21 protein-coding genes are annotated in these 22036 nt (G+C 32.5%); 17 read left to right on the forward strand and 4 right to left on the reverse strand.

Annotated features, from left to right (window positions below):
- Nucleotides 1–76: 76 nt before the first annotated feature.
- From rsmA to TAGGR_RS09200, 4 genes are read right to left on the reverse strand one after another with little or no spacing between them, the layout of a single operon-like run.
- A complete protein-coding gene (gene rsmA, locus TAGGR_RS09185) occupies nt 77–847 on the reverse strand; it encodes a 16S rRNA (adenine(1518)-N(6)/adenine(1519)-N(6))-dimethyltransferase RsmA (RefSeq protein ID WP_059177067.1) in 771 nt (256 codons plus the stop codon).
- Nucleotides 840–1478 (reverse strand): hypothetical protein, encoded by a 639-nt coding sequence (locus TAGGR_RS09190; RefSeq protein ID WP_059177068.1) that lies wholly within the window; start codon nt 1476–1478, stop codon nt 840–842. The genes rsmA and TAGGR_RS09190 overlap by 8 nt, the downstream gene beginning before the upstream one ends.
- Nucleotides 1450–2808: a DNA repair protein RadA gene (radA, locus tag TAGGR_RS09195; protein ID WP_059177069.1), complete on the reverse strand. Its 1359-nt coding sequence runs from the start codon at nt 2806–2808 to the stop codon at nt 1450–1452. The genes TAGGR_RS09190 and radA overlap by 29 nt, the downstream gene beginning before the upstream one ends.
- Nucleotides 2809–2830: 22 nt before the next feature.
- On the reverse strand, nt 2831–4408 hold the full coding sequence (locus tag TAGGR_RS09200; RefSeq protein ID WP_059177070.1) for an L-lactate permease: 1578 nt from the start codon (nt 4406–4408) through the stop codon (nt 2831–2833).
- 108 nt (nt 4409–4516) lie between these two features.
- Here TAGGR_RS09200 and TAGGR_RS09205 point away from each other — a divergent pair, with 108 nt between their 5' ends.
- From TAGGR_RS09205 to TAGGR_RS09285, 17 genes are all read left to right on the forward strand, one after another.
- A complete protein-coding gene (locus TAGGR_RS09205) occupies nt 4517–5497 on the forward strand; it encodes a DUF128 domain-containing protein (protein ID WP_059177071.1) in 981 nt (326 codons plus the stop codon).
- The gene (locus TAGGR_RS09210) at nt 5497–8109 is read left to right on the forward strand and encodes a CBS domain-containing protein (protein ID WP_059177072.1); all 2613 of its coding nucleotides are present in this window, start codon (nt 5497–5499) and stop codon (nt 8107–8109) included. The genes TAGGR_RS09205 and TAGGR_RS09210 overlap by 1 nt, the downstream gene beginning before the upstream one ends.
- 27 nt (nt 8110–8136) lie before the next feature.
- Nucleotides 8137–9204, forward strand: coding sequence for a PD-(D/E)XK nuclease family protein (locus TAGGR_RS09215; protein WP_059177073.1), 1068 nt, complete (start codon nt 8137–8139; stop codon nt 9202–9204).
- 83 nt (nt 9205–9287) lie between these two features.
- Nucleotides 9288–10118, forward strand: a complete 831-nt coding sequence (aroE, locus tag TAGGR_RS09220) for a shikimate dehydrogenase (protein WP_059177074.1) — start codon at nt 9288–9290, stop codon at nt 10116–10118.
- Nucleotides 10119–10143: 25 nt separating this feature from the next.
- Entirely contained in the window at nt 10144–11079 is a 936-nt protein-coding gene (gene pilM / locus TAGGR_RS09225; RefSeq protein ID WP_059177075.1) for a pilus assembly protein PilM, read from the forward strand.
- Nucleotides 11076–11630, forward strand: coding sequence for a PilN domain-containing protein (locus TAGGR_RS09230; RefSeq protein ID WP_059177076.1), 555 nt, complete (start codon nt 11076–11078; stop codon nt 11628–11630). The genes pilM and TAGGR_RS09230 overlap by 4 nt, the downstream gene beginning before the upstream one ends.
- A gap of 1 nt (nt 11631) precedes the next feature.
- Complete coding sequence (locus TAGGR_RS09235; RefSeq protein ID WP_059177077.1) at nt 11632–12219, forward strand: type IV pilus inner membrane component PilO; 588 nt, start codon at nt 11632–11634, stop codon at nt 12217–12219.
- Nucleotides 12219–12698, forward strand: coding sequence for a pilus assembly protein PilP (locus TAGGR_RS09240; RefSeq protein ID WP_059177078.1), 480 nt, complete (start codon nt 12219–12221; stop codon nt 12696–12698). The genes TAGGR_RS09235 and TAGGR_RS09240 overlap by 1 nt, the downstream gene beginning before the upstream one ends.
- Nucleotides 12695–14647 carry a type IV pilus secretin PilQ gene (gene pilQ / locus TAGGR_RS09245; RefSeq protein WP_059177079.1) on the forward strand — a complete coding sequence of 651 codons (1953 nt, stop codon included), beginning with the start codon at nt 12695–12697 and terminating at the stop codon, nt 14645–14647. Before TAGGR_RS09240 ends, pilQ begins: the two co-directional genes overlap by 4 nt.
- The gene (locus TAGGR_RS09250) at nt 14647–15291 is read left to right on the forward strand and encodes a response regulator transcription factor (RefSeq protein ID WP_059177080.1); all 645 of its coding nucleotides are present in this window, start codon (nt 14647–14649) and stop codon (nt 15289–15291) included. The genes pilQ and TAGGR_RS09250 overlap by 1 nt, the downstream gene beginning before the upstream one ends.
- Entirely contained in the window at nt 15288–16097 is an 810-nt protein-coding gene (locus TAGGR_RS09255; RefSeq protein WP_059177081.1) for a histidine kinase, read from the forward strand. Before TAGGR_RS09250 ends, TAGGR_RS09255 begins: the two co-directional genes overlap by 4 nt.
- 85 nt (nt 16098–16182) lie before the next feature.
- Nucleotides 16183–16608: a prepilin-type N-terminal cleavage/methylation domain-containing protein gene (locus TAGGR_RS11095; protein WP_059177082.1), complete on the forward strand. Its 426-nt coding sequence runs from the start codon at nt 16183–16185 to the stop codon at nt 16606–16608.
- A 62-nt stretch (nt 16609–16670) separates the two neighbouring features.
- Nucleotides 16671–18566, forward strand: coding sequence for a glycosyltransferase family 117 protein (locus tag TAGGR_RS09265; RefSeq protein WP_059177083.1), 1896 nt, complete (start codon nt 16671–16673; stop codon nt 18564–18566).
- Nucleotides 18553–19179 (forward strand): hypothetical protein, encoded by a 627-nt coding sequence (locus TAGGR_RS09270; protein WP_153000520.1) that lies wholly within the window; start codon nt 18553–18555, stop codon nt 19177–19179. Before TAGGR_RS09265 ends, TAGGR_RS09270 begins: the two co-directional genes overlap by 14 nt.
- Before the next feature lie 3 nt (nt 19180–19182).
- Complete coding sequence (locus TAGGR_RS09275) at nt 19183–20214, forward strand: glycosyltransferase family 9 protein (protein ID WP_059177085.1); 1032 nt, start codon at nt 19183–19185, stop codon at nt 20212–20214.
- A gap of 28 nt (nt 20215–20242) precedes the next feature.
- On the forward strand, nt 20243–20974 hold the full coding sequence (locus tag TAGGR_RS09280; RefSeq protein WP_059177086.1) for a class I SAM-dependent methyltransferase: 732 nt from the start codon (nt 20243–20245) through the stop codon (nt 20972–20974).
- Complete coding sequence (locus tag TAGGR_RS09285; RefSeq protein ID WP_059177087.1) at nt 20971–22035, forward strand: glycosyltransferase family 4 protein; 1065 nt, start codon at nt 20971–20973, stop codon at nt 22033–22035. The genes TAGGR_RS09280 and TAGGR_RS09285 overlap by 4 nt, the downstream gene beginning before the upstream one ends.
- The last annotated feature ends 1 nt before the right edge of the window (nt 22036 follow it).

A 22036-nucleotide genomic window follows, 5' to 3' on the forward strand; every position in this document is an offset into this window, starting at 1 on the left:
ACTGAAATATATTGATTTTATTAGATTTTATAGGGAATGGTTGATAAATATTGTCTTTAGTTATGCAAAATTTGCATTAATTTTTGCAAAATTTGCAAAGTTCATTAGTAATATAAGCAAAATCCTCTATTGAAAGTTCTTCTGCTCTTTTCATGGGATTTATGCCGATTTTAGTTAAAAATTCTTTAGGCTCATCAATAACTGATTTTAAAGAGTTGGCTATCATTTTTCTTCGCTGACCAAAGGCTGATTTAACAATTTTAAAAAACATTTTTTCATCAGCTACTTTTACAGCTGGATGGAGTCTTCTGTCCATCTTTATCACTGCCGATTCAACCTCTGGTGGAGGACTGAAAAATTTCGGAGGAATATAAAACTTTATTTCAGGTACTGTCCAGTATTGAACAATAATACTCAGAGCAGAGTATTCTTTTGAACCTGGCTTTGCAACAATTCTTTGAGCAACCTCTTTCTGAATCGTTAAAGTCATTGAAACAAGATTCTGAGCTTCAATTAACCTAAAAATTATAGGCTTTGTAATGTAATAGGGGATATTTGCCACTACTTTGAAGTTTCCAATTTCTTCGTAATGGAACTTCAACGCATTTTGATTTATGAGTTTTAAATTTTCCCTTTGAGCAAATCTCTCCTTTAAAATTTTAAAAAGAGCAGGATCAATCTCAATTGCTATAACCTCTTTTGCATGCTGAATCAAGAACTCTGTTAAGTCTCCCATCCCTGCTCCAATTTCAACAACTCTATCATGGAAGGTTATTTCTGATGCTTTAATAATTCGTTGAAGAATTTCAGGATTTCTTAAAAAATGTTGCCCGAGTTTTTTACCCATTTAGAAGTTTTAATTTCTCTATACTAATTTTTAAAGTTCTGTCCTTGTAGTAAACAACAATTTTAGAAGGCATTAAAAGAGAAGTTCTGTCGTCAGCTTGAATTTTTTTAAAATCATCATAAATTATTAAAATTTTCTGATTTTCAAAAACAAAAGACTGGCTTAATGGCATGAATCCATTTTTATCCAAAAAAACTGTTCTTTCATCACTCTTTTCTTTTAAAATAAATTTTTCTCCCTCTTCTTTAATCTCAAACTCACCAATCCACCACATAAAGCCTTTTCTTATACCAGTTAAAATTTGCTTTGCCCTGTCATTTTCAATTAATAAATTTGATGAGACTTCCTCATCCTTTTGGTAAACCTCACCAACAGGAAAGCCCATGTAGTAAACACGAAGAAGTGTTTCATCTTTGTTAATTTTAAGGAAAGCATCACCATTAAGCTGTTTTCCTTTGCTTTCATAATCAATAACCAGAGAACCTTCTATACCCTGATAGTTTTGCATTTTCCTTATGAAATCCTGCACATCTTCAGCATAAAACTCTTTTATAACTTCAACTCTTTTTTCTGCACAACCGTAAATAAGAAAAATAAACAAACTAACTGCAAATAATCTCAAGAAGTTCATTTATTGAGCTCACTCCTTTTATGTTTAAGTTATAGTTTTCCTTAATCCTTTCAAAATTACCTTTAGGAATAATTGCCTGATTCATACCTATTCGGTATGCTTCTTTCAGTCTTAATTCAGGCTGGCTGATAGCACGTACTTCACCACTTAATCCGACTTCACCAAAAATTACAGTTCTCTCTGGTAAAGGTATATCTCTAAATGAGGAAACTATTGCTGAAATTACAGCTAAATCTGAAGCAGGTTCTGTAATTTTAAGTCCTCCCACAACATTTACAAATATATCTGCACCTGCGAGATTTACTCTGCCTCGCTTCTCAAGCACAGCAATCAAAAGATTTACCCTATTATAATCAACTCCAATAAAGTTTCTTCTTGGCATACCAAATTGGGTGGGCGCAACAAGTGCCTGTATCTCAGTTAGAATCGCCCTTGTTCCTTCAATGGTTGCTGTAATAGCTGAGCCACTAGAGGCTCCATGCTCAGAGAGAAAAATTAAGGAAGGATTCTCAACCTCTGTAAGCCCCTGAGAAGTCATCTCAAATACGCCTATTTCATTTGTAGGTCCAAAACGATTTTTTACGCTTCTTAAGATTCTGTATGCATACCCTCTATCGCCTTCAAAATAAAGAACTGTATCAACAAGATGCTCAAGCACACGGGGTCCTGCAATTGCTCCTTCTTTTGTTACATGACCTATAAGAAAAACGGCAGTTCCAGTTGTCTTTGCAAAATTCATAAGCTTTGTAGCAGTCTCTCTAATTTGAGTTACAGAGCCTGGTGCTGAAACTGCCTCTTCTGTATAGACTGTTTGAATTGAATCAACAATTAATACGACTGGCTGAATCTCCTTTGCACATTCAAGAATTCTCTCAACAAGAGTTTCACTTAGAAGTAAAATTTCATCTGAAGCTATTCCAAGTCTTTCCGCTCTTAACTTTATTTGAGTTAGAGATTCTTCCCCTGAAACATAAAGGACCTTACCATAATTTATTGATAGATTATAAGATGTTTGCAGTAGCAATGTTGATTTTCCAATTCCAGGGTCTCCTCCAATAAGAATAAGAGAGCCTTTGACAACTCCACCACCAAGAACCCTGTCAAGCTCAGCAATTCCAGTTGAAAACCTATCTGATAAAGTAACTTCAATTAAACTTATGGAGACAGGTTGAACGATTTCTGATAAAACTTTTTTTTCAGCCTTTGTTTCCTCTACAGTTTCCTCAACAAAGCTATTCCAGGCACCACAGTCAGGACATCGGCCAGTCCATTTGGGTGATATATATCCGCAACTCTGGCATTGAAAAACTCTCTTTAGCTTTACCTTCATCCATTAATGATAATTTATTTTGCTATAAATAAACAATTATCATAACCATCAAACCTGTTATAGCACACATGAGTAAAACAGGAACTAAAACGGCTTTTATAAACTGTGCTTCCTCTTTTCCTCCAACACCAATTGTAGCAGCAGCATTTGTAATCTTGGAAGGAGTTATTGCAGAAGCTATTCCGCCACCAACTGCATGGGCTGCATAGATCCACATAAAGGCATTTGCTCCAACTGTTGAAAGAGTTGCTTCCCATTGAATTTTTGCAAAAAGAACATTTGATGCTGTCTCACTTCCACCAACAAATGCTCCAAACAAACCAAGAAATGGGGCAATAAATGGATAGGCAGGTCCGAAAACATTAGCAAGAGTTATTCCGATAATTCTGTCCATGTTGTACTGAGCAAAATACTGGGATGGAACAAGTTTTCCATTTACAACCTCCATTGCAGACCATGCCATAATAAATGCAACAGCAAAGAAGAGAGAGTATGCAAGAAATGGTCCCCAGATTCTTGTTATCCAGAGTTTGAAAACATTTTTTAGTTGTTTGCCTGTTGGCTTTAGTATAAATATTGAAATAAAGGAAACAACCATAATCCAGAACCAGACATTTCCAAGAATGTTAAGGTCTTCTTTTTTATCGGCAATAACTCTGATTACTTCTGTTTGTCCAAGCATGTTTTCCAGATTCATTTTTATTGATGGAATATTTACGATGAGAGATATTATTACAAGCAAAATAAAAGGCAGGCAGGCTTTAAAAATTTCTTTATTAAAAGGGATTGTTGCTTTATTGTTATGTTTTTTATAAATAAAATAAACTGTTATCATTGTTAATAATCCTGATATAATTCCTATTATCTCTACGGGAAGAATTCTGAATCCAGCGATTACTAAAGCAGAACCTGATAGAACAAGTCCTGAAATAAGGGCTGCTTTCCAGTTTTTCTTTATAGCTTCTTTACCACCCACAACTTTTAACATTAAAAAGGCAAAAATTATGGATATAACAGGTAAAAGAACTGTTACTTTAAAAGTATAATCCCATATAAATTCATTAAGAGAATCAATGCCTGGAGGCTTGATACCAAATGCCATTGCTACTTTTGAAGGCAGTGTTAAAGGAATCGTAAATAGAGCGAACGAAGTAAGAGGATCATAACAGAGTATGCTTACACCAATGGCTGCAATGGGAGAAAAACCCAGCAATAGAAAAATTGGTGGAAACATCGCAGGAGTTACCATACCAAGAGATGTACTTAATGAACCAAATCCCATTCCGATAAAAAGAGTTTGCTCTTCTTTATTACTTGCAATTCCTTTTACATACTCAATAATTTTCTTTAATGCTCCTGTTTCTCTCATTAAAAATATCAAAAACATCGTAAAAACAACAGCGAGCGAGATACCAAATGCTTTAATAACTCCTGTTAATGTAGCTCCTAATACGACATTCAATGGAGTTTTAAAGTAGTAAACTGCTACAATTACTGCAAGAATCCATCCTATCACAGAAACGAAACTTCCTGAACGATAAAAAACAAGCATACCTATTAAAACAACGAGAATTGGAAAAATAGATAATAAAAAGTCCATGCCTACCTCCCGTTCTATAATTAAAAAAAGTTTAATATTTTAAATAATTTTTCACTATAAAAATCAATCGTGGTATAATTTTTAAGTATACAAAAAACAGGAGGATTTATGAATCGCACCCTATTAGCTATTTTAAAAATTCTTGCAAAGGAAAATAAGATAATTGGTTCAAAAGAAATTGCAAAAAAATTAAAAATGTACGGCGTAAATTTGTCAGAAAGAACTGTTAGATATCACCTAAAAATTCTTGATGAAAGAGGACTTACAAAAGTTTTTGGAAAAGAAGGCAGAATTATAACTGAAAAAGGCAGACAGGAACTTGAGTCTGCAAGTACAGTTGAGAAAGTCGGATTTATAATAAACAAAATTGAAACTCTGAGTTATCTCTCTGATTTTGATATAGATTCCTGTAAAGGTAAAATTATTGTAAATCTTAGCTATATTCCAAAAAACAAGCTCAAAAAAGCTTTCCAAGCGATGGAGTATGTTTTTAACTCTCCATTTGTAATGAGCAACAAGATCCTTTTTATTGAAGAAGACAATAACAATATTGTTGTCCCTGATAATCATGTTTGTTTAGGAACAGTATGTAGTGTCGCTTTAAATGCTATTTTATTAAAACATGGAATACCTGTTATTTCAAGATTTGGAGGTGTTCTTGAGATAAGAGATGGACAGCCTTACAGATTTAATGCTCTTATAAGCTACGATGGAACATCACTTGATCCCTTAGAAATATTCATAAGAGGTAAAATGACCGATGTTTCAGGGGCTATCAAAAACGGCTACGGAAGAGTTCTTGCAAGCTTTAGAGAGATTCCAACAGTTTGTTTAGAGAAAGTTAAAGAGATTTACTCAGAAATGCAGAAAAAAGGATTCCAGGGGATTCTCATGTTTGGGCAACCAAATCAGCCTCTACTTGATATTCCTGTTGGAATAGATCGGATTGGTATTATAGTTGTAGGAGGATTAAACCCTGTTGCTGCAATTGAAGAGACCGGAATTAAAACATATACTTCAGCCATTTCCACTCTTTATGATTATCAAGCAATGGTTGATTTTAAAGAAATTAGTGACAACTTGAAATAATGCAAATAATAACCACTCATCTTAACGCTGATTTTGATGCTCTTGCATCCTGTATGGCGGCAAAAAAGCTTTATCCAGAGGCAGTTGTTGTTCTACCAGGCTCAATGGAAAAGAAAGTTAAACTTTTTTTTGAAAGTTTTAAACCATTTGAAGTAAAAAAATTAAAAGAAATTGATTTAGATGAAGTAAAAACTTTGATAATTGTTGATACAAGAAGTAGACAAAGAATTGGAGAAGTCGCTCAATTATTGAAAAAACCAATAAAAGTTCATCTCTATGATCATCATCCTAAAGGAGAAGACGATATAAAGGCAGACTTTGAAATAACAGAGCAAATTGGTGCACTAGCATCACTTTTTACAGAAATTTTTCGTAAAAAAAATATTACAATAACTCCTCTTGAAGCCACTCTCATGTGCCTCGGGATTTATGAGGAAACTGGATATCTTCTTTTTCCATCAACTACTGAAAGAGACGTTCTTGCTGTTGCATATTTGCTTAAAAAAGGTGCAAATTTAAATATAGTATCTCAATTTCTCAAAGAAGAACTTTCCCGACAAGAAGTATCTCTACTTAATGAACTTCTCAATTCCTTGCAGGAACATTTAATCAATGGAATAAGAATTAACATCGGGCATGCTGTAAAAGAAGAACCTCAGGATATATCTCACATTGCCCATAAAGTAATGGATATAGTTGATACAGATGCTCTTTTTCTACTCATTGAAATGGAAGATAAAATTCTAATAATTGGAAGAAGTAATACTCCGCAGGTAGATGTAGGTCTTATTTTAAGTGAATTTGGAGGAGGCGGACACTGGGCAGCAGGCAGTGCAACTTTAAAAGAACAGCCTGTAAATTTATTGATTGATGAACTTGTCAAAGTAATAAAACAAAACATAAAACCTGAAAAAGTTGCCAGAGATCTAATGACAACTCCTGTAATTTCCATACAATGGGATAAACCAATAAAAGAAGTGGAAAAAATAATGACAAAATATGGTATCAATGCTATGCCTGTAATTAAAGACAATAAATACATTGGAATAATAACAAGAGGTGTTGTTGAAAAAGCAATCTTTCATGGACTTAAACAATCAAGAGTTGGAGATTTTGCCACAACAGATGCTTATACTGCAGAAGAGGACACTCCAATATGGGAAATAGAAAAAAATATGGTTGAACTTAATCAGAGATTTGTTCCAATTTTGAAAGATGATGAGGTTGTTGGAGTTATTACCAGAACTGATATACTGCGCAATTTATATGAAGAACTAATCAAAAAATTAAAGATTTCACAACCTGCGGAAACTGAGGAATCAAAAAAAAATGTAGCGAAATTAATAAAAGAGTTTTTCTCTCAGGAAATCTATGAAATTCTTATTACTGCTGGAAAGCTTGCTGAAGAAATGGGATATGGAGCTTATCTGGTAGGGGGGTCAGTAAGAGATCTTCTCATGAGAAGACCAAGCCCTGATATAGATATTGTAGTTGAAGGGGATGGTATAGCTTTTGCCAATGAACTTGCAAAAAAAATAGACGGTAAAGTAACCCCTCATCCAAGATTTGCCACTGCCAAAATTTTAAAAGAAATAAAGAAAAATGGTGAAATACAAAGTTTTCACATAGATATCGCAACTGCAAGAACAGAATACTATGAATCACCAGCATCTCTACCAAAAGTTGAAACTTCCTCTATTAAAAAAGACTTATACAGAAGAGACTTTACGATAAATGCTCTTGCTGTCAAACTGAATTTAAAGGACTTTGGTTTGCTCATTGATTTCTTTGGCGGGCAAAGAGATATTAAGGAAAAAAAAATAAAAGTGCTTCATAACTTAAGTTTTGTGGAAGATCCTACAAGAGCTATAAGAGCTATAAGATTTTCAGAAAAGTTAGAATTTAAAATATCAAAACACACCGAAAACCTAATAAAGCTCGCAGTGAAAATGAATATCTTTGAAAAACTTAAAGGACCAAGACTATACGAAGAAATCATCTTACTTTTAAAGGAGACACTACCTCATCAATCAATAAAACGGCTTGCAGATTATGGTTTACTTAGAGTGTTTCATCCTTCATTAGATGAAAAAAAACTTTTATCAGATCTTGCAAAAGCCTATGAAACTGTTCAGGGGATTGAGATTCTTTTTTTGCGGGAAAAATATAGAAAAGAACTCATCTATTTAATGGTCATACTGTGGAATTTGAAAGAAAATGAAAGGCACGAGTTTCTTCAAAAAATATGCGTACCTGAAAATATAAAAAAAGAAGTTATTGAAAACATCTCTTTAGCTGAGAAAGCTCTACAGAACTTACCCTCTGAAGAATTTCCTGCAGAAATATATAAACTTTTAAATAACTTAAATTTAGAAACAATAATTTTGATGATGATCTATGCAAAGGAGCAGCAAAAGAAAGCTATTTCTCTTTATCTTACAAAACTGAAAGAAATAAAACCATTGTTAAGAGGGGAGGATTTGAAAAACCTCGGAATTCCACCAGGACCTGCCTATAAAAAAATTTTTGATGAAATATTAAAAGAAAAACTTCATGGCAGCCTCCTTTCAAAGGAAGAGGAAATAGAGTTTGCAAAAAAATTTGTAAAATGAAAAAATTTATATGTTATTATTAAATTGATGACATCAATTAGTCTTGAAGAAATAAAAAAGATAATTAAAACTGAATTGCCATCAATTCTAAAAACAGATCCCTCTTTTCGAAAATTTATTCTTCAGATAACAAAATCCCATTATCCTCCGAAGAAAAAAACAGAAGACAGAATAGAGCAACTTTATCAACAGATTTTACAGATGCAAGAACAGTCTGAGAAAAGATGGCAGGAATGGATAAAAAGATATGATCAAACTCAGGCTGAATGGAACAAAAAATGGGAAGAGTATGAAAAAAGATGGCAGGAGTGGAACAAAAAATGGGAGGAAAATGAAAAAAGATGGAAAGAAAACCAGCAAAAGTGGGAAGAATGGATAAAAAAATATGATCAAACTCAAGCTGAGTGGAACAAAAAATGGGAAGAGTATGAAAAAAGATGGAAAGAAAACCAGCAAAAGTGGGAAGAATGGATAAAAAGATATGATCAAACTCAGGCTGAGTGGAACAAAAAATGGGAAGAAAATGAGAAAAGATGGAAAGAAAACCAGCAAAAATGGGAAGAATGGATAAAAAGATATGATCAAACTCAAGCTGAGTGGAACAAAAAATGGGAAGAAAACCAAAAAACAATAAATGAAATCCTTAAAAGATTAGAAAAAATTGACAGAAGACATCTTTATACAATTGGCGCTCTTGGAGCCAGATGGGGACTTTACTCTGAAGAGTCTTTTCGTAATGGACTGAAAGCAATAATTGAAGACTCTTTCGGTGTGGAAGTTATGAGATATGTTGACTACGATCGCGATGGAGAAGTATTCGGGCATCCCGACCAGATAGAACTTGACTTAATAATCAGAAATGGGATGGTAATTGCCTGTGAAATAAAATCCTCCATAAGCAAATCTGATATGTATTCCTTATGGAGAAAGAAAGAATTTTATGAGAAAAAACATCAGAGAAAAGTTGATAGAGTTATTGTTATTTCGCCAATGGTTGATCCTCGTGCAAAACCTGTAGCAGAAAAACTTGGAATCGAAATTTACACTCATTCAGATGAATTCATAGAAAATGAACAAAAAAGCTTAAACGATTAGAATTTCATAAAATCATTTAATGCTTCATCTACGAACAACCCTTTTTAATAAATTTTCACTTTTTGTTAAAATACATACCATCTATGATTACAGGAAAAACAAAAATAATAGGAATATTTGGGGATCCAGTTGAACATACCCTTTCTCCCATAATTCATAATGAAGCCTTTAAGTATCTCGGACTTGACTACTGTTATGTACCATTTCATGTGAAAAAGAAAGATTTAAAAAATGCTATCATTGCAATCAAAGCCTTAAATATAAAGGGAGTAAATATCACAGTCCCACATAAAGAAGCAGTAATTCAATATCTTGATGAAATTTCAGATGAGGCTAAATACATTGGAGCAGTTAACACAATTTTAAATAATGAAGGAATCCTGAAAGGTTTCAATACAGATGCACAGGGTTTTATTTTATCCCTTAAAGAAGAAAGTATATTAATTAAAGAAAAAAACATTTTGATTCTTGGTGCTGGCGGTGCTGCAAAGGCTATTGTTTACGGAATATTAAAAGAGGGTGGTAAAGTTTACATTTACAACAGAACCCTATCAAAGGCATTGGAAATAAAAGAAAAATTTGCTAATTTAGGATTTATAGAGGTCATACCACACATTGAGCAATCTATTAATGAAAAAGTTGATATCATAGTGAATGCTACTTCTCTTGGATTAAAAAAGGATGACCCTTTACCTATCAATCCAGCATTTCTATTGTCAAAGCATATTTACTATGATATTGTTTATCCTGAGACTCTTTTAATGAATGAAGCAAAAAAAATTGGATGTAAGGTTGTAGGAGGTATTGGAATGCTTCTGTGGCAGGCTGTAGAGGCTTTCAAAATTTGGACTGAAGTTGAACCTCCAGTTGACGTCATAAAAAAAACTCTAAATAAGGTATTGACAAAATATTAATTTTTTAGTATAAAACTAAGAAACAATGCTTGGGATAGAAATAGAAACTTCCTCTATTAAAGTTGCCTATATAGGTAAAAAGTATGAACTTACTGAATGGGAAATTTTTGAAGTTCCAGAAGGAGCAATTGGACCTGAAGGCATAATTGATTTCGACAGTGTTATAAATACACTCCTCAAAATTCCTCCAAAATTTAATATGAAAAATCCAAAAGCAGCCTTTGCAATCTCAGGCCCAGCCTATACAGCAGTAAGAGTAATTCAAGTTCCTTATATAGATAAAGAAGAAATTGCTTTGAATCTCCCTTTTGAACTTGACAAACATATACCTTTTAATGTGAAGGAAGTATACTTCGACTTTCACATTCTGGAAAAATTAAAAAAAGAAAACTCAACAGAAGTCCTTGTAGCAGTTGCAACTAAGCAAATAATTAATGAATATGTTAACATTTTTGAAAAAGCAGGTATAATTCCTCAGGTGGTAGACGTGGGAGCTTTAGCTCTTTATAACGTCTATGAATTTAATTACAAAGAGCCCGAGCCTACATTAATTGTAAATGTGGGAGAGAATTTCATTAACTTTGTCATCGCTCAAGATAATAAACCTCTCTACATAAGAGATAGCACAATTGCTTTAAATATAGACATTCAAAAAGCACAAGATGAAGAGATAAGGAATTTTGCAGATGATGTTTCCGCAGAAATTTACAGGCAAATTGAATACGTTAAATCCTTTTTACCGGAAAAACCCGTAAAAAAAATCTATCTTACAGGTTTTCCAGTAATTTATCCAACTTTTATTTCATCAGTTGAAGAAAGACTTGACCAGGAAATATTTATATTTGATCCCTTTAAAAAAATCAAAATAAACAAAAAAATTTCAGCCAAAATGCAAAAATATTTACATATATCTTCCATATCAATTGGATTAGCTCTAAGGGGAACGGAGAAGATAAAATGATAAAAATAAATCTATTACCAGAAAGAAAGGTTAAGAAAGAGAGAAAGAAGGTTGAAATAAAATTATCTGGGGAAATCGGTAAAAAACTTGCAATTCCTATAGTTATAACTTTAGTTATTCTCTTAGCTATTTTTGCCTATTGTGAAAGTACAAAATCCTCTCTTGAAAAACAGATTGATGAACAAAAAAAGAAATTGGAATTGCTTCAGAAAAAAATACAAGAAGTTAAAAAATTTGAAGCAATGAACAAGGATATTGAAGAAAAAACAAAATTAATTGAAAACCTCAAGAAAATGCAGTCTGCGCCTGTTAGCATTCTTAGTATAGTTGTTAAAAAACTTCCAGATGGAGTATGGCTTACAGGACTTAGTTTTAACGATGTAGTTACAGTTGAAGGAATGGGGTTTTCAAACTTGAATGTTGTTCAGTTTGTTGAAAATCTTAAAGCAACTCAGGAGTTACAAGATGTTTATCTTGTAGAATCCCAACAAACTGAGTTTGAAAAACAGAATGTTTATAAATTTACTTTAAAATTTAAATTGAAGGTATAAGATGGATTGGGAAAAACTTTCAAAAACCAACCGAATTTTATTAATGATTTTACCACCCATTGTTTTAATTGTACTTTTCAGCTCTATATATATGTTGCCAACCCTTGATAATATTAAAAAACTAAAAAATGACCAAAAAAATATTCAGGAAGACATAGAAAAAGCAAATATAATTGTCAGTAAATATGAAGACTTAAAGGCTTTAAATGAAAAACTGCAGAAAAAAATGGAGTTTTTAAAAACACTGCTTCCTAAAGAAACAGAGGTTACTGATGTTCTAAAAATGGTCTCCCAAATAGGACTCAATAAAGGTCTTGTCGTGACTTCATGGAAACCAAAGGAAAAAACAGTACATTCATCAAATGAAATTTATGAAATTCCTGTAGAAGTTGGTATGAAAGGTAAATATCATACATTTGGAACATTTTTCGCCGATATTACAAGAATAGAAAGAATCGTTAATATAAAAAAGATGGAAATAAAAAAGGGTGACAAAGATCCAACAATGTTAAATGCGAATTTGACTGCTGTTACTTATTCACTGATACCTGAAGAAGAAAAGAAAAAAATACAACAAAAGAAAAAGTAATGGAAAGAAAGAGAATTTTAATCATAGTCGGAGTTTTTTTACTAATTACGCTACTTGTAGTTAGTTACTTTTTACTCAACAAAACAGAGAAACCTCAACAGATACTTACAACCACTCAAAAAAAACAACCAGTTCAGGTAGTTGAACCTACCATAGTATTTCCTACATATACCTATGATGCTCAACAAATGAGGGATCCCTTTGTCCCTCTAATTTTAAAAAGAGATGAAAGAAAAAAAGGAGTATCACCTCTTGAAAGTTATGAAATAGAAGAATTAAAGCTTACAGGAATTGCGATTGACAAAAAAGGAGCTTTTGCACTTCTTCAAGCAACAGATGGAAGATTTTATATTGTAAGAGAAAACGATAGAATAGGATATAGCGGAGGCAAGGTAGTGAAAATCTTAAAAGATGGCATCAAAATCATAGAAAACAATAAAGTTAAATATTTAAAACTCAGGCCGGAGGAAGAAAAATGATAAATATAATTGTTTTTATTTTAATGTTTTTATTTATTTCCGTAAATACTGTTTTTGCAGGTGAGGTCATCAACGTAATACCTGAAGGAGATACTTTAAAAATAAAGCTCACAGAAAAAACTGAGTTCACTCTTCTTCCAAGTGAGGATCCATTTAAAATAAAAATAGAACTTAAAAATACAAAACCTGGAATCTTAGATAAAAAAATATTTTTCAGAGAAGGTATAGTAAGTGAAATCTCAGCTCAGGCAAAAGACAACAATACAGAACTATTACTCCTTATAAGTGAACCTGCAAAAGCTGAAATAGCAATGGAAAATGGCATAATGACAATTTCCTTTAACTCTACCCCTGCCAAACCATCTAAAACAGTAAAAATTATTGAAATGGCAATGGATAAAAATGATGAAGGCTTTGAAATATCAATTCAGGCAGATGATGAACTTCCTGTGCCTTCGGTAAGTAAGATTGACGACTATATAAATGTAAGTTTTCATGGAGTAAGTTTTGAAGCAGAAACTCAGGATATTCCTGTTTCTGTAAAAAGAGAAGGAGATGAACTCACATTGAGCTTCTTCTTTGGAAAAGATTTTAATGCTGAATCTGTTTATCTTGGTGATGAAGTAATCATTAATGTAAAAAGAGCTAAAAAACCACAGGTTGTTACATCAGAGGAAAAAAAAGTTACTGAATCCCCCATGCCTAAAATAGATACTGAAAAAACTGTTTCTCTTGACTTACAGGATGCTGACATAGTAGGAGTTTTCAGACTTCTTGGAGATATTGGAGGATACAATATTGTCATACATCCTGAGGTAAAAGGTAAAATTACTGTTAAACTTATAAATGTTCCCTGGATCCAGGCTCTTGATGTAATATGTAAAACCTTTCAACTTGAAAAAACTTTTGATGGAAACATAATTAGAGTTGCTCCAGTTAAAGTCTTTCAGGAGGAAAAAAAGCTTGAAGCTGAGACAAAAGATCTTTTCAAAAAGGCAGAAGATGAGCAAATTCGTATCTTTGTTTTAAAATACGCATCGGTGGATAAAGTAAAAAGCACCATAGAGTCAGCAAAAATTCTTTCACCAAAAGGTAACATATCAACTGATGAAAGAACCAGAACAGTAATTGTGAGAGATATTCCATCAGTACTTAATCAAGTGACTTCTCTTATTCAGGATCTCGACAAACCTACAAGACAAATACTTCTTGAAGCGAGAATTATAGAAATATCAAGTAGTTTTGCTAAAGCTCTCGGTTTTGAATGGGGTATTGCATGGAGACCTCCTGATACAAGAACAACAATAGGTGGTTCATTAGGAGGCAATGTACCGGGTGGAAGTACTCCATTGGCAATAAATTTACCTGCATCATCAGGTACACAGGCACCAACAACAGCTTTTACTATTGGTTATCTTAATGCGTCCAGAACTTTTGCTCTTGATTTAAGAATTTCAGCACTTCAACAATCAGGCAAGGGTAAAGTCATCTCAAATCCAAAGGTTATCACTCTTGATAATCAGAAGGCAAAAATAGTTCAAGGAGCAAGCATTCCCTATGGAGAAAAAGATGTTCAGAGTGGTCAAATATCAACAAAATTTAAAGATGTTGCTATAACTGTTGAGGCGACACCTCATCTTATTGATGATAAATCAATGCTTCTTGATGTAAACATTATAAAAGAGGATCTTGTTGAGTTTGTAAACATTGGCGGTGTCTATGCTCCAAGAACTCAAAAAATAGAGGGAAATACAAAGGTTTCTCTCAGAGATGGTGAAACTTTAGTTATTGGTGGAATTTACAAAAAAACAGATACAACAACAGAATCTAAGGTTCCAGGGCTTGGAGATATTCCTCTGGTTGGTGAATTATTCAAAAGTCGTGGTAGAGATGAGAGCCTTTATGAGGTTATGATCTTTATAACACCAAGGATAATGCATTATGAATAATGAGGATTTTACTTATAGAAGATGATAGAGTTTTGGGAGAGACACTTAAAGACTATCTCAAGATACATGAGATAGAGACAGTATGGGTTTGGGACGAAAGACAACTTCCAAAGTTAATTACAAAGTACGAGTTTGATGTATTGGTTATTGATTTAATCCTCAATTTTGTTCCAGGCGAAGAAATAATCGCTAAGTTAAGACAGGCAGGCATTGAAACCCCAATTTTAGTAATCACTGCTAAGAAAACTTTAGATGACAAAGAAAAATGTTTCTTAAAAGGGGCAGACGATTATCTTACAAAACCTTTTGATTTTAAAGAATTTTTATTGAGGGTCAAAGCATTAAGTAGAAGAAAGCACATGTCAACAATTGTCAATATTGGCGATTTAACTGTAAACATAGATGCTAAAACAATTTACAGAGGCGGTGAAGAAGTCAAGATTTCAAAAAAAGCATGGCAACTGCTTGAACTTCTTCTAAAAAATAGAGGAGAAATTGTTAGCCAAGAAACCATTCTCAACTATGTATGGCCCGGGAAAAATGTTGGTGATGAAGTTGTAAGAGCTTATATTAAAGAACTGAGAAAAATACTTCCACCTGACAGCATAATAACATATCCAGGAAGGGGATACAGGCTCAGTTGAAGTTTCAGATTAAGATAATCATAATTTTTTCTACCGTGTTAGCTTTAATTCTTTTTTATTTAAACACAGTTGTAATTAGTTTTATGGACTCTCTCAAAGAAGAATATATTTTTTTTAGTAACAAAAGATTTATTGAACAAAAGTTTCAGGAATATGTAAAAGATGTTCTGCTTTGGGAATTCTTGCTTGTTTTGAGTTTAATGCTGATTTTATATAAAATCATAGACAGAATGCTTAAACAGGAAAGAGATTACAGAGATTTTTTAGAACTGATTCTTTTGACTATCTCCCACAAATTTGGCAATTTTTTAGCAACGCATAAAGGCAACATAGAGATTTTAAAAATCCGATATGATGAGAGAGCTATCCAGAGACTTGAGAAAAGTTATAACTACATTCAGAATGACTTTCAGAAGATTTTAGAAACTATAAGACATTTCAAAGACCTTTCATCCAGCAAAGACAGAGTTAATTTAAAAGAAGTTATAGAGAGAAATCTTTCAATGTTTGAAATCAATAATAGAAAGTTGATATTGAATCTTAAGGATGTCTCTATTTATACAAACAGGCAGATAATAGAAAACATTGTCTATTCACTCATTGAGAATGCAATTAAATATTCCAGTGAAAAAATCCATATAAGGTTGTCCAAAAATAGTGTGGCAATAATAAACGATATTTCTGAAAAACAAAAAGGCTCTGGTGTTGGATTGAAAATCACAGAAGCACTTGCGAAAAAACAGAGATTTAAACTAAAATACAGGGCAAAGGAAAATAGATTTATGGCTCTTTTAAAATTCACATGATTTTCACGCTAATTTATAAATTTTTGTTTATAATTTAAACAGAGGTTTCCTTTGGAAACCTGAATAAGTTTTAGGAGGTAAAATTATGAAACTTTTAAGGGAACAGAAAGGATTCACACTGATTGAGCTGCTAATCGTCATTGCAATTATTGCAATTCTTGCATCAATCGCAATTCCTCAGTACATGAAGTATCAGCAAAAGGCAAAGGTATCATCCTATGCAGAACCTATGGCGAGAGCATGTATGATGGATGCTGTTGCTTATTGTGTTGAAAATCCAGATGGAACAATACCGGTGAATGCAATATCAGTGACATTAAAAAATTGCAGTACAAATACTGATATTACAACGCCTGGTGGGACGGTCAGATTAACAGTTGGTACTGATATAATATGTGATTCTACTGGCTCAATTACTTCAGGTGTTGTAACAGGATCTTTAGCTGGTGTAGATAGCTATACAGCATTCTGCTTTGTTGCTGGCGGTGGATTTAAATGTGAGATTAGGTAACTCTTTTATGGGCAGGTTTTTGCCTGCCCTTTCACATTTCAATAATTTTTAAAAAATTGTAAATGAATTTTAAAATACTTTCCCTTTTAATTCCTTTACTCTTAATTTCATCAGTTTATGTTTTCTCTCTTCCACCTGTTCTTTCAACAGGTGATGGAGGAGAACTCATAACAGCCTCTTACGGATTTGGAATTCCCCATCCATCTGGTTATCCCCTTTATGTTCAGATAGGTAAACTGTTCAGTTTCTTACCATTTGGAAATATTGGTATCAGAGTTGAGTTAATCTCAGTTTTTTTCTCAATATTTACACTTTCTGTTGTATATTTTATTATTTTTAAAATTTCAGGTCAAACCCGTGAAGCTCATTTAGCTGCAATTGCTTCAATTGTTTTTCTTGCATTTTCTTATTCATTTTTCGGACAGAGTATTGTTGCAAAGTTTTATACTTTAAATTCTTTTCTTGTCATGTTTTTATTACTTTTGGGGATAAAAATAATTTTAAATGGATATGACAGAAGAATTCAGTTTCTTACATCATTTATTCTGGGACTCACTCTTTCAGCACATCATACAGGATTTATGATGATTGTTCCTCTTGTTCTCGTTGGAATTTTTTATTACAGAGATTTTTTAAAAAATTTGCCATTGAGTATTGTATTTTTTCTATTAGGTTTCTCATTAAACCTTTATCTTTACATAAGAGGCATTAAGGAGAATCTTTTCAGCATGATACCTGTTACTGATTGGGATTCTTTTTTGACAGTTTTCTTAAGAAAAAACTATGGAGCAGGCTCGTCTATCGATGTTACATCATCGGGTTTTGTTAATTTTTACGGTTATATCTATGCTTTTAAAAACTATCTTTATCTTATTGAAAAAAATTTTACTCTGTTTTCCATACCTTTTTTCATTCTTGGTATTGTCTGGCTTTTTAAAAAGTCAAAAAAACTTTTTGTATTTATTTTAACATCCTTTTTTATCTACTCTATCTTTCTTGCAAAACTTACATTTTCACTACAAAATCCTGATAACCATGAGCTTTATGTTATAGGGCATCAGTATTTTATTCCTTCCTATTCTATTTACTGCACCGTAATAGGCGCAGGATTATACTTTATTTACACCATCTTTGAAAAATTTGGCTTTTATTTTCTTAAAAGAATTGTGCCAATTATTTTAATTTTTTTCCCTTTATTAATGATTCTTGATAGACTTACTGATCAGCATCAGAGATACAACTATGTTCCCTATTCCCATACAAAGGAAATTTTCACATCTCTACCAGTTTCCTCCATTTATATGACCTATGGAGATAATCATGCCTTTCAGGGATGGTATTTAAAACTTGTTGGAAAATACAGAGAAGACATATGCCAAATAGTTCTCGACGATTACAAGACAATGCTCTGGGCACTTCAGGGATGTAAACCTTACAGACTTTACAAAGGACTTTTCCCTGAGTTTTTTGGTGGAGACTTGATAGAGCTTACTAATAAATATCGATATTACTCAATTCTTGCTTTATCAGAAAAACATCCACTTTACACTGTGGTTGACAGTTATCCTTATTTTAGCTCTTTTATATATATAAGTAAATCAAATAATAAAAAAGAGTTTGATGAATTTTTCATTGAAAGAATGAAAAAAATCGAGCCCTTTATTAACTATAAAGATTGCCTAACTCACCGAACAGATGATTTATTCACTATCAAATTATGTAATTTTTCTACGATTGCATATCTTAGCATAGCAAAGGCATTTGAGGAATTATCTAACAACAGAGGAGATTTGACTTTCGATCAAAAAATAACTTACGGAGATATCAAAGCAACGTTTAGGATGAAAATTAAAATTAATAATGAAAATGAAAGATATATCAACATTTATAATGCTATCAGGAAATATAACAAAGAGGATAAATTTTATCTATCAGGAAAGGGAAATGAAAAAAATTAGTTTATTCTTCACTACAACAATTTTGATAATGGTTCTACTTTTTTGCCTCAGACTTATTTTGCAGCAGAAAAATTTTATTGCAGAAGCAAAGAAAGCTGAAAACCCTATTGAATCAATCAGATATTACGAAAGAGCTATTTTATCATACACGCCTTTAAGTCCCTACAATAAAAAAGCTATAGGCGGAATCCTTGAGCAGTGTAAAAAGATTGAAAGTGATGAACAGAGACTTTACTGTTATGAAACATTAAGAAGTTCTCTTTATCAGATAAAAAGTTTTTATCAGCCATACAAAGAAGAAATTAGAAGAATAGAACCTTTAATTGCAGATCTTAAAGCATCTGAAATGATTAAATGGAAGTATAATAAACTTTCTGAAAAAGATTATAAAACTTTATATAGTTACCATATGGAAATTTTGAAATATGATGGCTCACCATCTATATTCTGGAGCTTTGTCTCTGTTTTCTCTCTTTTTGCATGGATTGGCTCGGTTTGTCTGATAATCATAAAAGGACTCAAAGTCCCCTTTGACAGGAAATATTTGATAACAGGTTCTGCAGGCTTCATAATTTTTTTCAGCCTCTGGGTTATAGGGCTTTATTTTGCATAGGCTATGAAAGTTCTTATTCTACCTCTTTATGGGATAGGTGATACACTCATGACAACCCCAGCAATTGAGGTTCTGAAAAAATCAATTGATTGCTGGATTGTGAATCTCTGCATGTTTAAAACTACCTATGAAGTTCTTAAAAATAATCCTTATATTGATGAACTTCTTTACTTTCCATTTCTTGAACGAGGTCTTTTAAATTCATTGAAATTTATTTCCTCTTTAGATAAATTTGATATGGCAATAAACTTTTATCCTTCAAATAGAAAGCAGTATAACATTCTAAGTTTTCTTACAGGAGCAAAATTCAGAATTGGACATAGATATATCAAGAGAGATCTTATTGAACTTAACTTTCTGAAGAATAAAACTATAAAGGAAGATCCAAATCTTCATAATGTAGAGGAAAATCTGAGACTTCTTGAAATTCTGGGAATAAAAATAAACAAATATCCTGAAATGAGAATCTACCTTCAGGAAGAAGAAATCAGTCAGGGACAGTTATTGGTAGAAAATCTTTCAAAAAGAGCAATCAAGGTTGGCATTCATACAGGGACAAGCAGTTTTAAAGGACACAGAGAGAGGAGATTGCCAGTACAAAAATTTCTGGAATTGATAAATAGTATGCCAGATATTGATTTTTTCCTCTTTGGCACCGATGAAGAAAAGCAGGAAAATGAATTTATATCTAAAAATGCAAAATACGGAAATGTAATTCTCATTCAAAATAAACCTATTCGTATGGTTGCATCAATAATTAAACAGATGAATGCTTTTGTGTCAAATGACTCAGGACTCATGCATCTTGCAGCAGCTGTAGGCATACCAGTAGTAGCAATTTTCGGTCCTACGAATCCTGTTTGGGTAAGACCGTGGAAAGTGAAACATAAAATTGTCAGAATCGAACTTCCATGCTCACCCTGTTTTTATTATTCACCAAAACCTCTTAAGTGTGTTGCCGGATTAGATTTTAAGTGTTTGAAAGATATAGATGTTTCAATGGTTAAAGAGGCATTAATTCAGGTTATGATATAATTTAAAGCTACTGAATTAGGAGAATTCCATGAATAAAAGAGGATATCAAAAGTATTTAGAGGAGATTTATGATGGATATGGAATTAAAGGACTATTTACGAAAATAGCAAGAAAACACAAAAAATTGTTTAAGTTATATCTAAGATTGACTAACATTTCTGTAAAAAAGCTTACTGCAATTGATAATATTAATGAAGATAATTTAAAAGTACTTGATATAGGTTGCGGTACAGGAAGCACCTTATTGTATATACATGAGTTTATCAATAAAAATGCTAAATTTTATGGTGTTGATCTTGAGAAAAATCAGTATTTACCAGACTTTGTTAAATTTGAAATATGTGATATAGAGAATCAAAATTTACCTTTCGAAGATGAAAGTTTTGACATCGTTTTGTCAAACTTTGTGATAGAGCATTTACGAAAGCCTGAAAGATTATTTGAAGAAGCAAAAAGAGTCTTAAAAAAAGGAGGCTCTTTTTACTGTTCTACTGAATATTATGTTTCATTATTTACCCCAGATTACTGGAATTTCTTTTCAGATCCTACCCATATCAGACCATGGACGAAAAGAGGTTTTTATGCATTAGCAAAAATAACGGGATTTGAAGTCTGTAGAATTGGAGTCATAAGATGGTGGGAGTTTCTACCTTTACTACCCTTTTTTCCATTCCTAAATCTTGTTTCAAAATCCAATTTTTCATTTATACCTTACGAAATACCTGGTAGAACAGTTTATATTATTGCAAGGAAACCATGAAAATCCTTCATCTTATCTATGACCACATAAACAACCCCTGGGTGGGCGGTGGAGGTGCTGTAAGGACTTATGAGATTAATAAGAGGCTTGCAGAAAAAGGGCATGAGATTACCATAGTTTCAGGAAAATATCCAAAAGCAAAGGATTATGAAGAGGGAAATCTCAAATTTAAATTTGTTGGATATGATAAAAATTATGTTATAAGTGTGTTTTCATACGCATTTAAAGCTGTTAAATTTTTAAAGAAACATGCGAAAGAATACGATATTATTATTGAAGATTTTGCACCGTGGAATCCTGTTTTTTCTAATTTTTTTCATAAAAAAGCAATATTACAGATTCATCATAAGGAGGGAATTAATATTTTTAAAAAATACTTTGTGGCAGGTCTGCCATTTTATTTGATTGAAAGTTTTTATCCTAAAAATTTTTCGTATGTAATTTCTGTATCTGAGGAAACTAAAAACAAATTCAGAGTTGATGCAAAAGTTATCCCAAATGGAATCTCAAGTCATCTTCTCCACAAAGAAAGCAAAATATACGACTACATGGCCTTTATTGGAAGAATTGATATTTATAACAAAGGATTAGATCTCCTCTTCGAAGCCGTAAGGCAGATAGAAGTTAACTTACTGATAGCTGGTAAAGGTAAAGATGAAAATAAACTTTTTGAAATTATTAAAGATTTGAATCTCACTAATGTCAAGTACATCGGTTTTTTATCTGAAGAAGAAAAAATACTGTTCATATCCAATGCAAAGTTTCTCATTATGCCATCTCGTTTTGAAGGACAAGGCATTGTTGCACTTGAAGTTGCCGCCCTGGGTAAACCTCTTATTGTCAGCGATATCCCAGAACTTCGATATGTTGTTGAAAATGGCTTCGGAATTAGTTTCCGGTCTGGAGATGTAAAATCATTGAAGCAAGCAATTGAATATATGCTCAGTAATGAGACATTGATCATTGAAATGGGCAAAAAGGGAAGGCAGTATGCAAGGCAGTTTACATGGGATAGAATTGCAGAGGAGTATGAAAGGTATTTGACAGAAAATCTGTTATAAT

The organism is Thermodesulfovibrio aggregans (assembly GCF_001514535.1).
GTDB classification, from domain to species: domain Bacteria; phylum Nitrospirota; class Thermodesulfovibrionia; order Thermodesulfovibrionales; family Thermodesulfovibrionaceae; genus Thermodesulfovibrio; species Thermodesulfovibrio aggregans.

Excerpts from the sequence above, each read along its gene's own strand:
- TAGGR_RS09275 (WP_059177085.1), top strand. The coding sequence starts at position 19,183 with ATGAAAGTTCTTATTCTACCTCTTTATGGGATAGGTGATACACTCATG.
- TAGGR_RS09240 (WP_059177078.1), top strand. The coding sequence starts at position 12,219 with ATGGAAAGAAAGAGAATTTTAATCATAGTCGGAGTTTTTTTACTAATT.
- TAGGR_RS09265 (WP_059177083.1), top strand. The coding sequence starts at position 16,671 with ATGAATTTTAAAATACTTTCCCTTTTAATTCCTTTACTCTTAATTTCA.
- TAGGR_RS09250 (WP_059177080.1), top strand. The coding sequence starts at position 14,647 with ATGAGGATTTTACTTATAGAAGATGATAGAGTTTTGGGAGAGACACTT.
- TAGGR_RS09270 (WP_153000520.1), top strand. The coding sequence starts at position 18,553 with ATGAAAAAAATTAGTTTATTCTTCACTACAACAATTTTGATAATGGTT.
- pilQ (WP_059177079.1), top strand. The coding sequence starts at position 12,695 with ATGATAAATATAATTGTTTTTATTTTAATGTTTTTATTTATTTCCGTA.
- TAGGR_RS09205 (WP_059177071.1), top strand. The coding sequence starts at position 4,517 with ATGAATCGCACCCTATTAGCTATTTTAAAAATTCTTGCAAAGGAAAAT.
- TAGGR_RS11095 (WP_059177082.1), top strand. The coding sequence starts at position 16,183 with ATGAAACTTTTAAGGGAACAGAAAGGATTCACACTGATTGAGCTGCTA.
- TAGGR_RS09215 (WP_059177073.1), top strand. The coding sequence starts at position 8,137 with ATGACATCAATTAGTCTTGAAGAAATAAAAAAGATAATTAAAACTGAA.
- pilM (WP_059177075.1), top strand. The coding sequence starts at position 10,144 with ATGCTTGGGATAGAAATAGAAACTTCCTCTATTAAAGTTGCCTATATA.
- TAGGR_RS09200 (WP_059177070.1), bottom strand. The coding sequence starts at position 4,408 with ATGGACTTTTTATTATCTATTTTTCCAATTCTCGTTGTTTTAATAGGT.
- TAGGR_RS09210 (WP_059177072.1), top strand. The coding sequence starts at position 5,497 with ATGCAAATAATAACCACTCATCTTAACGCTGATTTTGATGCTCTTGCA.
- TAGGR_RS09190 (WP_059177068.1), bottom strand. The coding sequence starts at position 1,478 with ATGAACTTCTTGAGATTATTTGCAGTTAGTTTGTTTATTTTTCTTATT.
- TAGGR_RS09230 (WP_059177076.1), top strand. The coding sequence starts at position 11,076 with ATGATAAAAATAAATCTATTACCAGAAAGAAAGGTTAAGAAAGAGAGA.
- TAGGR_RS09285 (WP_059177087.1), top strand. The coding sequence starts at position 20,971 with ATGAAAATCCTTCATCTTATCTATGACCACATAAACAACCCCTGGGTG.
- radA (WP_059177069.1), bottom strand. The coding sequence starts at position 2,808 with ATGAAGGTAAAGCTAAAGAGAGTTTTTCAATGCCAGAGTTGCGGATAT.
- TAGGR_RS09235 (WP_059177077.1), top strand. The coding sequence starts at position 11,632 with ATGGATTGGGAAAAACTTTCAAAAACCAACCGAATTTTATTAATGATT.
- aroE (WP_059177074.1), top strand. The coding sequence starts at position 9,288 with ATGATTACAGGAAAAACAAAAATAATAGGAATATTTGGGGATCCAGTT.
- TAGGR_RS09280 (WP_059177086.1), top strand. The coding sequence starts at position 20,243 with ATGAATAAAAGAGGATATCAAAAGTATTTAGAGGAGATTTATGATGGA.
- rsmA (WP_059177067.1), bottom strand. The coding sequence starts at position 847 with ATGGGTAAAAAACTCGGGCAACATTTTTTAAGAAATCCTGAAATTCTT.